This window comes from Polyangium sp. 6x1 (assembly GCF_029946515.1).
Lineage (GTDB): Bacteria > Myxococcota_A > Polyangia > Polyangiales > Polyangiaceae > Polyangium.
In genome coordinates this window covers 72914-87215 of the sequence record NZ_JARZHH010000009.1, presented here as the reverse complement: position 1 = coordinate 87215, position 14302 = coordinate 72914, and the positions used below count along the sequence as shown (strand labels likewise).

Sequence of the window (14302 nt, the reverse complement as noted above, 5' to 3'; positions counted from 1 at the left end):
AGGGTACCACCCGGGGCGCGGTCCGGCCCAACTTCGAGGCTCTGGATCAGGGCGCGACGGAGAGCGTGCGTCGCGACAAGAACCGGAGCAGGTCTTCCTCGCGCCCCTTGGGCCAGCGCCGGTGGAGCGCCGTGCCGACGATCTTGGTGCACTTCTTGTCGAGCGCGCACGAAGGCTCCTCGGCGTTCGCCGCGCCGAGGCGGAGCGCGGTTGTCTCGGCGGCGATCGCGTCGCGCGCGCGGAGCCAGCGCTCGACGGAGGCGCAAGGCGCGATCTGATCACACGCTCGGTACATCACGAACGCCGGCGGCGGCGGACCTGGGCACGACCACGCGGCGCGCGGCGCGTCACTGCCGTACGTGGCGAACGCCGCGACGCGATCGGCGCGCATCATCGCGTACGTCGCGGCCATGTGCCCTCCGTGCCCGGCGCCGACGGCGTAGATCCGGCGACGATCGACGTGTCCACGTGCCGTGAGCACCGACACGAAGTGGTCGGTGGTGGCGACGTCGACGTTGTCCTCGCCGGTGTAGTCGACGTCGAACATGGCGCCCTCGCGGTTGCCGTGCAGGGCGCGGCCTTGCGGGGAGAGCACGAGGAAGCCTGCGTGCGCCGGGTCGCCGGTCAGATCGAAGCGGGCGGCGAGCTTGCGGAGCGAGGTCTCCTTGTCGACGCTGCGCGGGTTGTCGCCGGCGTCGTGGAAGAAGACGATCAGCGGCACGGGCGCACGTGTCTCGATGCCCTTGGGCGTGATGACGCACGCGTAGCGCGGCGCGCCTGCGGCGTCCTGCCATTCGAGGACCTCGGCGCCGGGGCAAGGTGGCCTTCCGAGCGTGCGCTTGATGTCGCGATCGGGCAGCCCGTCGACCGCGACGCAGCTCCCTTCGGTGGGCGGGCGCGTCACGGGCTTGGCCGCGGCCGAAGCGGTCAGGGTGGGAACCGGCGCGGCGCCGCCGTCTTTGCGCCCCGCATCCCTGGCGCTCGCGTCGCTCGCGGCGGCGTCGGGGGCGGCCGCGTCGCGATCGAAGACGCCGAGCAGATCACCGCCGTCGACATCGGAGGAAGGCAACGAGCAGCCCGCGCCGAACAAGGATGGGATGGCGAGCGGCGCGGCGAGAGCGAGCGCGCAGGCGAGGATCCGGAGCCGCACGGGCGACACTCTAGCCAAGAAGAGCGCTCCGCGAAGCGTCAACGCACCGCGAAACGGATCCGGGTGCGTTGAGAGAAAGGGAAACGTGCCGGGATGCGGACGCGGGGGGCGTTGAGAGAAAGGGAAACGTGCCGGGATGCGGACGCGGGGGGCGTTGAGAGAAAGGGAAACGGTCCGGGAGTCGGATCCGCGGGCGTTGCGACGACGGGAAACGTGTCGGGGTTCGGAAGCGCGGAGCGTTGAGAGAAAGGGAAACGGTCCGGGATCCGGATCTGCGGGTGTTGCGACGACGGGAAACGTTCCCTGCTGCGGAAGCGGGGGTCGTTGAGAGAAAGGGAAACGCTCGTTGCAACGAAGTGCGGTGCGTTTCCACGCCTGGAAGGCAGGTTCAGGCGGTGGGCAGGCCTTCGAGCCATGCCATCGCCTCATCCAGGGACAGGACACGGTTCGCTTCCCGGAGGGCACGCCACTCTTCGCGCAGGTCGCTCGTGATGACCCGGGCTGAAGGATCAGGCTCCACGAGGAGGGAGATGAGCCAGTCCGTGGTCATGGGCATGTCGCCGGGTGGAACTTCGAACCCCTTGCGGAGCATACCGCCGAGCGTCCTCTGCTTTGCCTGTTCCCACGCTGCGTGTGTCGGATATCGCTCGTAGAGCGTATCGGCCCATGCCGCGGCGCGTGTCTGGTCGAGCTCGAGCTTCGCTAGCTCGATACCGAGTTGCTCCAAGAAGTCGTCGAACCTCTTCGGGGAAAACGCAGCGCCGGTCGAGACACGCATCTGGCGCCGCCGCTCCAGGTAGACCTGCGGGTGGATCACGAGGGTCACGCCCTTCTCGCGCGCGAGAAGGGCGATCTTCGTCAGATCGGCGACGCTGCGCGCGCAGTTCGTGTCGATCCAGAGCTGCATCGGCTACTTCGTCTCGTCCGTGCCGGGGAACCCCAACATCTTGTCGAGCTCTGGAGCGGTCCACGCTTCCCAGCGCCCCTTCTCCTCGGAGCGCAGGAACCAGAGGTAACCACCTGCTTGCAACCCGAGGTTGTCGAGCATGATCTTCGGCAGCTTCGTGTAGCCCTCCGGCGTGACCCACTGATCTTCGGCGCCACGCGCGCGTGCACGCTCGCGGAGGTCGGCGCCGACGAGGTCGGATGGTTGCCGCTCGACCGACGTTGCTCCCTCCGGCGATCGGCTGAAGCGAACCACCTCGGGCCCATCGAAGATCGGGACGTGGCTCTCCAGGATGATCTGGTCGACGAGCCCGCTCCGCACCTGCTCGCGTAGCACGTCGCGGAGTAGCTCCTGGTAGGTTGGATCGAGGCTGATCTCCGGCTCCTCGATGGCCACGATGGCCGCGCGCGACGTGAGTACGGCGGCGCAGAGGGCCACGACCTGCTGCTCACCCGAGCTCAGCTCGGAGACCCGAAGGATCTGCTTGCCGCGGATCTCGAAGCGGAGATCGGCACCGCCGTCGGGCATGCGCAGGATGTTGACCTCGCGGCCTGAAAGCGTCTTGAAGCGGGATATGAGCTGCGTGAAGGCGCGCCAGCGCTCCGTGTCGAGAGGGTCGAGGGAGGTGGCGAGATCGAGGAGACGTTGCGCGAGAGAGTTCGAGAGGGGGCTTTCGGGCGCGTCGGATCGAGGCCTGGAGTTAACGCCAAGGCGGTGCTCGCGCCGGCGTGCGTCCAGGCGAAACAGTGGCCGGCTGCCCGGACCATGGGGGGCATCCAGAAGGTTGACGAGAGAAGCCCAATCCTTGCCGTCATCACCCTCTCCCTCCATCGAGATCGAGCACTGGTTGCCGACGGGCGTCAGACGGACCGCGTACCGCGCCTGGCCGTTTTCCAGTTGGACCTCGATCCGGAGAGGTTCACGAACACCAGGCGGCCAATCTCGGGAGGAGACCACGAGCCCGGAGTAGGCACCCTCGAATCCCCAGCCGACGACCAGCGTGTCCTTCGGGCCGGGATGGAGCAGCCAAGTGATCGCCGCCCGAAAGAACAACTCCAGCGCCGCCAGCGCGTTCGACTTCCCGCTCCCGTTCCCCCCGTGGAACACCGCGACCTCGTCCGCCGCGCCTCCCGGCGACGCGAGCGGGATCTCGGTCGGGCCGTGGAACGTGCGGAAGTTCTGCACGACCAGCCGGGAGATGCGGAGCGACGGCGTGGCGCGGGAGGTCACGCGCGAAGCAGAGCAACGGCCGGAAACCGGGTCAAGATGCAACCCCCGCCGACGCCTCCCCTCCGTCCGCGCCCTCGCTCTCGAAATCGCCGTCCCCCCACCTTGAAAGACCAGGCTGACTGGCTAGGTTGCCCCGACTCATGGACCTCTTCGACGGCATCCTCGGCGCCCTTCTCCTTGCTCTCGTGGCTTTCCAGACCTGGCTCACGGTCCGGGTCTTCAAGAGCCGCCTCTTCGAGCGCAAGCAGAAGATCCTGCAGGCCCAGCTCATCTGGCTCCTGCCCATCATCGGCGCCGGCCTCGTCTTCACGGTCCTCATGGAGGAAGAGCGCAGCCACAAGCCGCCTCCCTCGCAGCTCTCCTGAGCTGACTGGAAACTTCCGCGACCACCCTCCCCCCTCGCGCTCGATCCGCCCCCGGATCGCCCCCATTGTAACGACCACCCGCGGCTCATGTTGAGTGGTGCTGGCGTTCGGCGCTAAGGTGGCGCCGATGTCCATCACGCCCGGTACACTCCGAGCCGAGTTGGAGGCGCGTCGAGCCTCCGGACGCACCTTCGATCTGAAAGAGTCGCTCTCTGTCCTCGTGCCGCTGTGCACCGAGATCCAGGAGCTGCACCGCGAGGGCAAAGCGCTCTTCGTTCACCCCTCCGCCGTCCTCTACACGGGCAGCGCCGTCAGCTTGCTCGAGGACAAGGCCGAGGCGCTCCCCGTGCTGCCGTCCGATCGCGCCTGCATCGCGCCCGAGTCCCGCAAGGGCACGCCCGGGGACGCGCGCGCGAGCGTCTTCAGCATCGGATCCATCCTCTACGAGATGCTCACCGGCGGCAGCGTCGGTCCGGGCATGAAGCGGCCCACGGACGTCGTGCCCGACCTGCCCGCCGCGCTCGAGATGATCCTCGGCAAGGCGCTCGTCGCCGACGCGAAGCACCGCCCCGCCGATCTCGGCGCGCTCGCGCAGGCGCTGCACAACGTCGCGCCCGGCGCCTCCGTCGCGCCGCCGCCCACCGACGCGGGCCTCGACGACGGCGTCGAGGTCGACGTCGCGATGTCCCTGATCCCGCCGGCCACGACGACCGGCGGCGTCGCGATCCCTGCGGCTCCGCGGGCCCCGAACATCCCCGGCGCGCCCGTGGTCGCGCCCGCGCGGGCCGCTGCGCCCGCGCACGATGGTCCCTTCCCCATCGCCGTCGTCCAGGCGCCGCAGGTCCGCAACGCCAACGATCCCACCCAGCGACTCGCCGACCTCAAGGCCGCGCTCGAGTCGGATCCGCGCCCGCGTTACGTCGTCATCAAGGACGGCATGGATCACGGCCCGTTCTCTGCGGTCGAGGTCTTGCAGCAGATCGCCACGGGCAACTTCACCGGCGACAACCCCTTGCGTGACTCGATCCTCAACGAGGAGAGGTTCATCAAGGACTGGGAGCAGTTCGCGCCGTACGCCGAGCAGGCGAAGCTGAACCGCGACATCAAGCAGGAGAAGAAGAACCTCGAGGCCGTCGTCGTCGCCGAGCGCAAGGGCACGCAGTACAAGGCGCTCATCGGCCTCGCCGTGATCGGCGTCCTCGGCGCGGGTTTCGCGGGCTGGTTGCTCAGCGTGCGCGGCAGCAAGAAGGAGAACAAAGAGGTCCAGGGCGACAGCGTCGTCGCGGTCGAGGTCGACGCTGGGCTCGGCGCGGGCAAGTCCGGCCCTGCGGGTGGCGGCGGCGCGATTGGTGGTGGCGGCGGCGGCAAGTACCCCGTGCTCGGCGGTGGGATGAGCTGCGAGGGCGCGCGCTCGAAGTACATCGAGGACTACAGCAAGGATGCGCCGCCCGACCTCAGCGCGGGCTCGTTCGGCAACGTGCTGAATCGAGGCAACTACCTCAACGCGTGCAGCGTCCCCTCGTCGACCGAGGTGAGCATCTGCGCGGCCATCCAGAACGGGCGCGCGGTGGGTGTGACGGTCTCGTCGAAGCCGTCGAACCCGGGCATCAACTCGTGCATCGCGGGTCAGGTGCGCGCTCTCTCCTTCCCTGCGCATCCGCGCCTCGACGTCACGACAACGACGTTCGCTGCGAACTAGGGCTTGCGGCTCGGGGTTCGTCACCACGTCCCATGACCGAGCCGTTCATCCGCATCGAGGACATCACGAAGAGGTTCGGCGCGCGGACCGTGCTTCGCGGCGTGAACCTCTCCATTCCGCGCGGTTGCCTTTACGGCCTCATCGGGCCGGGTGCGTCGGGCAAGAGTGTCTTGCTCAAGCTCATCACGGGGCTCTATCGGCCGGATGCGGGGCGCATCCTCGTCGAGGGGCAGGACGTGCATGGGATGAGCGAGCTCGAGCTGCAGAAGTTTCGTCTGCGGTTCGGCATGTTGTTCCAGAACAACGCGCTCTTCGACTACATGACGGTGGGCGAGAACATCGCGTTTCCGCTGCGCCGGCTCTTCAACTTGGCCGAGGACGAGATCGCTGAGCGGGTGTCGGAGCGGCTGCGCGTGGTGTCGCTTCCTGGGTTCGAGGAGCGTTTGCCGGCGGGGCTCTCGGGTGGGCAGAAGAAGCGCGTGGGTGTGGCGCGGGCGACGATCACGAAGGCGGAGATCGTGCTCTACGACGAGCCCGCGGCGGGGCTCGATCCCGTGACGTCGCAGCGGATCTTCGAGCTCTTGCGCGACGAGCAGCGCGCTGCGGGGGCGACGGTGGTGATGGTGTCGAGCGATCTCGATCGGCTGCTCACCGTGACGGATCGCGTCGGCATGCTCTACCGCGGGCGACTCGTGTTCGACGGCACGACGGAAGAGGCGAAGACGAGCGAAGACCCGTACGTCCGCCAGTTCGTCCACGGGCTGACGGAAGGGCCGCTCTGAGCGTAGGCCGTCGCGCCGGGGCGCTGCCCCGGACCCCGCGGGGGCTGTTCGCCCCTCGACCCGAACCAGGGCCAGCCCTGGACCTCTGGGCATCGACTGCGCTTCGCGCAGTCGATGCGGGGAAAGTTTTCAAGCTGTCCGCCCCCTCTCTGCAGGGCCAGCCCTGGACCTTTGGTGGAAGAACTGCGCTCCGCGCAGTTCTTCCAACGGGCCGATGGCAAGACCATGGAGGTGGGTCTCGAGTCGGCGACGGTCACGTTGCCCGTCGAGCCGTCGGCGCTGCGGCCTTGACGGGCAAGGTCGTTGCTGGTCTTGACCTGGCCGTTCGATGAACTGCGCATCGCGCAGTTCATCGACCCCGGGTCCAGCGCTTGCGCTGGTCCGGGTCCAGGGGTGGACAACCCCTGGTCGGGTCCGGGGTGAAACCCCGGCGCTACGGCCTCACACGAAGTGAAACCACTGCGTCGGATTCTCCCGCAGGAACGCGCCGAGCTCGTCCATCAAGCGCTGCGCGGCCTTGTCGAGGTCGCTCGCGGTCGGGCGGCGGGGGACGTGGATTGGGGGGAGGACTTTGGCTTCGTAGTGCATGAAGCCGAGGCGGCGCGTGAAGACGGGCATGATGGGCGCTCCGCTCAGTGCGGCGATCGTCAGCGGGCCCTCGGGGACCTGGAAGGGGGCGCCGCAGAGCGTGACCGTGCGCGCGCGCATGCCGGGGGGGACGCGGTCGATCTGCATCGCGACGACGTCGTCTTGTTGCAGGTGGCGGAGCAGCGGGAGGGCGTCGAGCGCAGTCTCGCCGATGTGCACGACCTTGACGCCCGAGCGCGCGCGTAGCTCGTCTTGCATCGCGCGTGCTCGCTCGTCGCGCTCGCGGGCCATCACGACGACCACGTTCTTCGCGCGCACCTTGTGCAACATCGGGCCCGCGACCTCCCAGCCGCCGAGGTGCGCGGTCGCGATGACGATGCCCTTCCCAACGGCTTCGCAGGCCTCGTAGTTGTCGACGCCGAGCGCGTTCGAGAGCAGCCCGAGGGCGCGGCCGCGCGGGGTGCCGAGCAGCATCGCCTCGGTCATGCAACTCGCGTAGTTCGTGAAGACGGCTGCGATGTCGGTGAGCTCTTCGAGCGGAGGACGCGGGCCGAGGATGCGGCGGAGGTTCCGGCGCACGCAGGCGCGCTTGTCGTGGAGGCCAGCGGCGAAGGCGGGGCCGAAGAGCAGCGGGCCGTAGCGGAGGAGGGCTTCGGGTCCGCTCGTCACGGCCTTCACCATGAGCTGGCGGAGGAAGGCGGAGTCGGAACGGAGCTCCTCTGCAATTTTTCGGACGCTGCTCGACATGGGGAGCTCTCCGGCAGCATTAGCAGCTCGTCGCGAGATGTCAGGGAGAACGGAGGGCGCCGCGGCGGCCGGAGCGGACGCGGAGGCGCAGGCGGCAGCGAAGGCGGAAAACGATGTCGATCCTGCGCGCGAAGGCGGCGCATGTGTACAGGTGAAACCGGTGCATGTGTGCAGGGAAAAGGGTTTGCCCGGTGGTTCGTCCGGGCGTTCCGTCACGCTCGGATAGGGGTTTTTCCCACCTGACGGGGCGAACCCGACCCCAAAAGCGGGTTCATTTCGAGGGGGATCTCACGGTAATGGTGGGGCGAGGGGGAAAACCATGAAGCTCTTGCTGGTCGATGATCAGAATGTCGTACGGGAATCGCTGGCCAAGGCCCTGCGGGACGAGCCTGACGTGACGCTCGTCGTAGAGGCAGAGAGCGCACGCGACGCGCTCTCCCAGAAGAACCGGCAACCCTTCGACGTCGTCGTGATCGAGCTGTCACTCGCAGACCGCTGCGGGACCGAGCTCATCCGGCAACTCAAGTCGTTCGGCGAGACGCGCGTGCTCGTACTCTCCACCTTCCGCGACGAGTTCCGCGTAGGCGAAGCGATGCGCGCAGGCGCCGACGGCTACCTGTCGAAGCGCTGCCGCATGAAGGAGCTCATCGACGCAATACGAACCGTCGCCAAAGGCCGCACCGCCGTCTCACCCGACGTGAGCGCAGCCATGGTACGCGCCCTCCAACGCCGCGACGCAGCCCGCGGCGACGTCCTCGCCTCCCTCTCCGAACGCGAACGCCAAGTGTTACGCCTCCTCGCGATGGGCAGCAGCGCAAAGGAAGTCGCCGCCCACCTCGCCATCAGCGTCAAGACCGTCGAAACCCACCGCGCCCGCCTCTGCGCAAAAGTCGCCACCCACAGCGTCGCCGACCTGACCCGCCTCGCCGTGCGAGCTGGGCTGATTGATATCTGACGTCTTGGCTGGCGGCGTCGCGCCGGGGCGCTGCCCCGGGCCCCGCGGGGGCTACGCGCCCCTCGACCCGCGCCAGGGCCAGCCCTGGACCTCAGGGGGAAGAACTGCGCGATGCGCAGTTCTTCCCACAGGCCGATGGCAAGACCATCGAGGGCGTCTCACGCTTCGACGGGCCTTGCCAGTCGAGCCGTCGGCGCGGCTGTTTTGGTTGGCAGGGTCGCCTGTGGTCTTGACCCCGGCTGTTCGATGAACTGCGCTCCGCGCAGTTCATCGACCCCCAGTCCAGCGCGGGCGCTGGTCCGGGTCCCGGGGCGGACAGCCCCGGGTGGGGCCTGGGGCAACGCCCCAGCGAAACGCCCCCCAGCGCAACGGCCCCCAGCCAGCTACCTCGCGCTCACGCCTGGCAGGCGCGCGCCGCCGGTGGGATCTCGTAGTCGCGGAATTCGAATGGATCGCCGAGGCGGCCGTCCATCGCGGCGCGGGCGATGTTGTACATTTCTCGGGCTGTCACGTAATGCACGCGGAAAGCTTCTTGCTTTGCCAGCCATGCGAGGCCCTCGTGAAAGCGGCGTTGTGGGGTGCCGAGCAGGCTCTCGGCTTCGCGCTCGGGGGCGCCGTGCGTCGAGAGTTTTACGAAGACCCATTCGGGTTTGCCGCGTACGGACACGCCCTGATCGATCCAGCTTCTTAGCCGTGACAGCGTTGCTGGGTCGCGGGATGTCAGGGCGCCTGCGTCGATTCGGAGCGGCAGCCCTGGGCCTTGCCGCAGGGATAGCGCGAGGGGGCCTTGCATGCAGAGAACGCGCTCCATGCGCCCGTCGCCTACGCTTGCTGGGCGCCCGCGTTCGTGGGCTTTGCGCTGCTTCACGTCGCCGGAGGGATAGTAGATGCTGTTCACGATGCGCGGCTGCGTTCGGTCTGGCGCGGATGGGAAGGTGAAGTCGGCGTAGCAGCCGAGCTCGTGGAGCAGGTCGAGCTCGTCGTCCACGCCGCAATGGGCGCCGTCGGCGCGTGAATTGGCTAGACACCAGTTGCCGTGGATGAAGGACCATCGGTCTGCGCCGCGCACCCGTGGTACGAGGCCGTGGCGGCCGAGGGATGCGAGTGTCTCCTCGAACTTTTCGCGCAGCGTGCTCCGCGTGTCTCGGTCGTGGTGCAGGTGCACCTCCACCTCGCCGAGACCCATCGCCACGAGCTCTGCGATGGGCTCGACGAGGGGGGGAGCGTACTGGTCGCCTGGGTAAAAGAACGTGTGCCGTGGGGGCCGGCCGTTTGCGTCGCGGCAGGATGCGGCGAGTGCGGGATATCCGCGCCGCCATGTGCCGACGCGGGCGAGGCCGCGCGAGAGCGGGGCTGCGCCGGGGGCTTTGGCGTCGCCGGTCCAGAGTGGCTCGAAGTGATCGCAGATCGCTACGAGCACGTGCTTCGGCCGCGCGACCTCGCCGAAGACGAGCCGCTCGACGCTGCGGACCAGCCGCGCCTCGGCCCAGCTTCCCATCCAGGGTGCGAGCTTTTCGGCCCATGGCGCGATTCGGCCCGCCACTGCTTTTTGCGCGGCCTCTGCCTTCATGCGCTCGCCCTCCCCTTTGGCGTGCGTCCTTCTGGGCGCACGTCGTTCAGCACGACGCCGAACATGCGCCGGTCGCCGAGCTGCTTCGCTGCGCGCGACAGCTCGCTGCCCTTCGTCATTCCCGCGCGGGCGAGCAGGATGCAGACGTCGCTCACGTCCTCCAGCACGTTCGCGTCTCCGGAGTTGAGCACTGCGCAGCCGTCGATGACCACGTAATCGTAGGTCTCCTTCAGCGCGCGCACGGCCCCCTCGAACCACGTCGAGTGCAGCGCCGTCGGGAAGGCTGCTTCCGTCGCCGGCTCGGCGAGCACGTAGAGCGAGGCGCCGATGCGCAGCACGCTCCAGGGCTCCCACCGACCGCTCATGTGCCGGCGGAGCTGCCCTGAGAAGCCCATCTCCTCGGGCACGCGCAGGCCTAGCATCGAGGCGAGCCGCGGCCGACCGAGGTTGCCCTCGACCAGCACGACGCGCGCGCGCTCCGCTTCGGCCAACGTCATCGCGAGCCGCGCTGCGACGGCGCTCTTGCCCTCGCCGATCCCTGGGCTCAGCACGCTCACCACGAGCGGCGCCTCGCCTCGCCTCTGCTCCAGCCGGTGCCGCAGCACGCGGAGCGCGCCGAGCACCGCGGGGGGCGCGCCTCGCACGAGCTCGAGCGCCCCTTCGTTTTCTGGGTCGAAGGGCATCCCCACGACCTCGACCTCCGGCGCGAGCATCATCGCGCCTGCGTCGGGGTCCCGCAGCGAGAGCGCGGCTGGCTCGCTCTCCGCCGGCTCGTCTGCGGCGTCTTCGTCGACGAGCTCGGCGGGCGGGTCCTCGGCCGGCGGCTCCTCGGCCGGCGGCAGCTCGCTCTTCGCCTTCGCGAGGTAGTCCGCGAGCGTCGCGCCGTAGGGCAGCGTTTGCATGCGGATTCGCTTGGGCGGCAGAGGCTCGTCCTCGATCACCGGGCCGGACGGCGGCGCGCCGAGCGGCATCACGCAGGGTTCGTCGGAGAGCGGCGCGTCTGCGTCCTCGAATCCGATTTCAATGGATCCGCTGTCCGGCGGCCGGCTCTTCGGGCCTGGGTCTTCGGGCCTTCGGGACGACGGCGGCGGCGGCTCCCAGGATTCGCGTTTGGCGAGCGCGGTGCTCGTCTTCGGCTCCGGGATGTGCGGCACCGACACGAGTAGCGGCGGCTCGCCGAGCGCTTCGACGTCGCCCTCGTCGAGGATCGTCTCGCACAGGAGGACGCGCGCGCTCGCGTAGCCGAGCGCGAGGAACAGCGCGACGAACGATCCGGCGAAGAACACGCGGCCGCGCCCGCGATCCGGCTTCACCGGCAGGTATGCCGGATCCGCCACGACGAGCGCTTCCTGGGCTTCCTCCTCCGCGGCCGACGCGGAGAGGCTCGCGCCGCGCTCCTTGTCCTGCACCTTGCGGAAATGGTCGCGGGCACGCTCCAGATCGAGCCGCAGCTTGTGCCACTCGGTCTCGAGCTCCACGATTTCGGGATCCGTCGTCTCGGTGGCGGGCGCCGTCGCCGTGCCCGTGCGCGCTGCCGTCCCGGTGTTCGGGCCCGGGCTCGTGTTCACGGCCCTGCCGCGCGGCGCGGCCGTCCTGCGGGCCGAGATTTGCGCGGCGATCGAGCGGCGCTCCTCCTCGAGCACCGCGCGGCGCGCCGGATCGATCCCCTCCCCCTCGGCCGGCGCCGGCGCGACGCCGCCCGATCGCAGGAGCTCCAGCGTCTTTTCGGCCGTGACGAGTGCGCTCCGCGCGCGCGTCACCTTCGATTGCGCCGAGATCGCGTCCGGGTGCACGGGCGTGACCTTCTGCAATTTCGTCGCGAGATCCGTCTCCGCCGCGACGAGCGCGGCCGCGGCCGCGTCCCTCTGTTTTTGCGCGTCCGTCAGGTTCACGGGCAGCGGCGGCGGCGCGCCCGGTTTGCCCGGGCCGGCGAGCTCGGCGTCGATCTGCGCGAGCCTTTGCAAGAGCCGCGCGAGCACCGGATCCACGGGCGCTTTTTCCCGGGCCGCCTGGGGCGCGCGGTTCGCTGCGCTCGGCTGCGGGGCCGGCGTCGCCGCGCCCGGCTGCGGGGCCGTCGGGGCGTAGGGCGAGTCATTGATGCCCCACGTGAATTGCGGGTGCTTGGCGAGGAACCGCGCGAGCGCGCGGCTCGCGTCCTCGACGGCGTGATTGGCCTCGTCGAGCTCGCGGCGCAGGACGTCGTGGTTCAGCGCGGCCGTCGTGAGGTTGTCTTTGCTGTAGTCGCCGATCATCACCTCGGCGATGCGCCTCGTCACCGACTGCGCCGTGGCCGGATCGTAGTGCGAGAACGACAGCGCGAACGTGTCCTGGGTGCGCGCGCGGAAGGAGACGTTTTTCTGCATCTCCGCCACGGCCTCGAGCATCGATTTTTCCGCGAGCTCGGGATAAAGATCGAACTCCTGGATGATCGACGTGAGCGTGCCGCGCGAAAGGACGATCTCCTTCAATCGCGGGCCGAGCCGCGCCGCGCGTTGCGCCGCGCTCTCGCCCTCCCGCCCACCGCGGACGACCTCGCGGTACACGACCGTCGTTTCGCTCCGGTAAATGCGCTTCGTGGAGAGCGCGAGCAAGAGCGAAGCGACGACCAGCGCCGCGGCGATGGCGATTGTGCTCCGCGCGTACCTGCGCGTTCGTTTCATGAGGACGACGAGCCGCGCGAGGCGCTCGCGCGGTGTGCTCTCGGTGCTCAGGCGGACCATCTGCTCCCTCCACGCTCGGGCGCGAGCAGCCTTCCGGCAATGAACATGCTCGGCGCCTCCTCGCCCCGTTCGTTTGTCGAGAACATACAATTCAACCCATGACGTGCAGAACGGCCCACACGATCGGGAAGAGCAAGAGGCAAGCTGCGCAGACCGTCGCGGCCTCGCGGGCGCCGATGTGCACCGAGAAGCGCGGGTCCTCCGCGCGCGCGGCCTGGTAAAGCGCCGCGGAGGCGCCCAGCATCATGTAGAGAAACTCCTTGTACGACCACGACAGGAAGAAGATCCCGACGTATGCCCCGATGAGCGAGATCGCGATGGCCGGCGCGATGCGACGGAGATCCGCGTCCACGTCGTACGAGCCGAACCAGAGCTTCAAGGGGACCTTGATGGCGCCGTAGAGCACGAGGGAGAAGAGGCAAGCCCCGATGATCCCCGTCTCCGCCGCCGCGAGCAGGTAGCTGTTGTGGGCGGTGAGGCCGCGCGTCGATTCGTCGGCGAACTGGCCGACGCCGAAGCCGATCCCCTTGGATTTGCGGATCATCGTGAGCGCCTCGGCCACGAGATCGAGCCGTTCGTCCGCGGAGGCCTCGGCCTCCGCCCCGCTCCGACCGCCGAGCATGAGCACGGGCGGAAACGCGATGCAGCCAATGACGACGCCGAAGACACCCGCGCGCCGGATGAACGCGAGCCCCATCACGACGAGGAAGACGAGGACACCCATGCGCGACTGGGAGAGGACGATCATCACGACGAACGCGAGCGCGATGAAGAGCGCCGGGACGACACGGAAGATGGACCCGATTGCGGAGAGAAATCCGTCCGTGAGCAGGATCGGCAGCCGGAGCGACGCGGCCGTCGGCTTCTGGTTCGGATCCCGGGACGAGCGTTTTCGTTCGGCGAACGCGAGCGCGAAGGGCAAGGCCATCACGGCGGCGAGCGAGAGCTCGTTCGGATCGGCGAGCGTGCCGCGATAACGTACGCGGCCCCCGATCGTGGCCGTGCCGAACGGACCGACCCGCTCGCAACGGTAATTCACGTCGGGCAGGCCGTCCTTTCGACAATCGAGCGCGTTCTCGCAGCCGCGCCCGTCGTACTGGAGCGCGCCTTTGCCTTCCCAGTCGCCCTTGTCGGCGATCATGCATCCATAGGGGCCCTGCGACTGGGCGAGCGCGACGCCCGTGGCGAAGATCATGCAAAGGAGCAGCGTCCAGGCAAATCGCCGGAGCCCCTTCGTCGTGCCCAGGCCGAGCGCGATCACGCCGAAGATGCAGAGCACGATGGCGAGCTCCGTCCCCTCCGTTTGCAGGACCGCGGGCCTGCGCACGAGCGTGACGAGCGCTCCCCACAGGAAAAACGCGAGGACGAACGGGGCGTGGGGCGGGAGATCGACCCGGGCACGACCCCGCAGGACGTCCGCGACGAATGCCACGGTGAAGAGGGCGAACACGATATAGAGGAGCGGCAGCCCGGCGAGGGCCGGCACGAACTCCTGGGGCTTCAAGACGACGAGCGCGCAGAGCACGCACACGATGATCGCGGCCATGTCC

11 protein-coding genes are annotated in these 14302 nt (G+C 68.9%); 4 read left to right on the top strand and 7 right to left on the bottom strand.

Translation table 11 applies throughout. The features are described 5' to 3' along the window. Positions 1-46 precede the first annotated feature (46 nt). The 3 genes from QHF85_RS11895 to QHF85_RS11885 all read right to left on the bottom strand — a co-directional run bounded on the left by QHF85_RS11895 (position 47) and on the right by QHF85_RS11885 (position 3326). Positions 47-1150 (bottom strand): hypothetical protein, encoded by a 1104-nt coding sequence (locus QHF85_RS11895; RefSeq protein ID WP_281327254.1) that lies wholly within the window; start codon positions 1148-1150, stop codon positions 47-49. Positions 1151-1538: 388 nt separating this feature from the next. Then, complete coding sequence (locus QHF85_RS11890; protein WP_281327253.1) at positions 1539-2057, bottom strand: hypothetical protein; 519 nt, start codon at positions 2055-2057, stop codon at positions 1539-1541. 3 nt (positions 2058-2060) lie between these two features. Then, positions 2061-3326, bottom strand: a complete 1266-nt coding sequence (locus tag QHF85_RS11885; RefSeq protein WP_281327252.1) for an AAA family ATPase — start codon at positions 3324-3326, stop codon at positions 2061-2063. Positions 3327-3466: 140 nt separating this feature from the next. On the opposite strand from QHF85_RS11885, the gene QHF85_RS11880 reads away from it, so the two are divergent. The 3 genes from QHF85_RS11880 (at position 3467) to QHF85_RS11870 (ending at position 6172) form a co-directional block, all read left to right on the top strand. Next, positions 3467-3691 (top strand): hypothetical protein, encoded by a 225-nt coding sequence (locus QHF85_RS11880; protein ID WP_281327251.1) that lies wholly within the window; start codon positions 3467-3469, stop codon positions 3689-3691. Between the two features lie 127 nt (positions 3692-3818). Next, positions 3819-5390, top strand: a complete 1572-nt coding sequence (locus QHF85_RS11875) for a hypothetical protein (RefSeq protein ID WP_281327250.1) — start codon at positions 3819-3821, stop codon at positions 5388-5390. A gap of 32 nt (positions 5391-5422) precedes the next feature. Then, positions 5423-6172: an ATP-binding cassette domain-containing protein gene (locus QHF85_RS11870; RefSeq protein WP_281327249.1), complete on the top strand. Its 750-nt coding sequence runs from the start codon at positions 5423-5425 to the stop codon at positions 6170-6172. Between the two features lie 441 nt (positions 6173-6613). On the opposite strand, the gene QHF85_RS11865 is transcribed toward QHF85_RS11870, so the two are convergent. After that, positions 6614-7507: a lysophospholipid acyltransferase family protein gene (locus tag QHF85_RS11865; RefSeq protein ID WP_281327248.1), complete on the bottom strand. Its 894-nt coding sequence runs from the start codon at positions 7505-7507 to the stop codon at positions 6614-6616. Positions 7508-7826: 319 nt separating this feature from the next. Between QHF85_RS11865 and QHF85_RS11860 the strand changes: the two genes are divergently transcribed. Next, positions 7827-8462, top strand: a complete 636-nt coding sequence (locus tag QHF85_RS11860; RefSeq protein ID WP_136934646.1) for a response regulator transcription factor — start codon at positions 7827-7829, stop codon at positions 8460-8462. A gap of 394 nt (positions 8463-8856) precedes the next feature. Here QHF85_RS11860 and QHF85_RS11855 read toward each other — a convergent pair whose 3' ends face one another. The 3 genes from QHF85_RS11855 to QHF85_RS11845 form a co-directional block, all read right to left on the bottom strand. Continuing rightward, on the bottom strand, positions 8857-10032 hold the full coding sequence (locus QHF85_RS11855; protein WP_281327247.1) for a hypothetical protein: 1176 nt from the start codon (positions 10030-10032) through the stop codon (positions 8857-8859). Then, on the bottom strand, positions 10029-12752 hold the full coding sequence (locus QHF85_RS11850; RefSeq protein ID WP_281327246.1) for a hypothetical protein: 2724 nt from the start codon (positions 12750-12752) through the stop codon (positions 10029-10031). Before QHF85_RS11850 ends, QHF85_RS11855 begins: the two co-directional genes overlap by 4 nt. 91 nt (positions 12753-12843) lie before the next feature. Then, positions 12844-14298 (bottom strand): O-antigen ligase family protein, encoded by a 1455-nt coding sequence (locus QHF85_RS11845; protein ID WP_281327245.1) that lies wholly within the window; start codon positions 14296-14298, stop codon positions 12844-12846. Between the last annotated feature and the right edge of the window lie 4 nt (positions 14299-14302).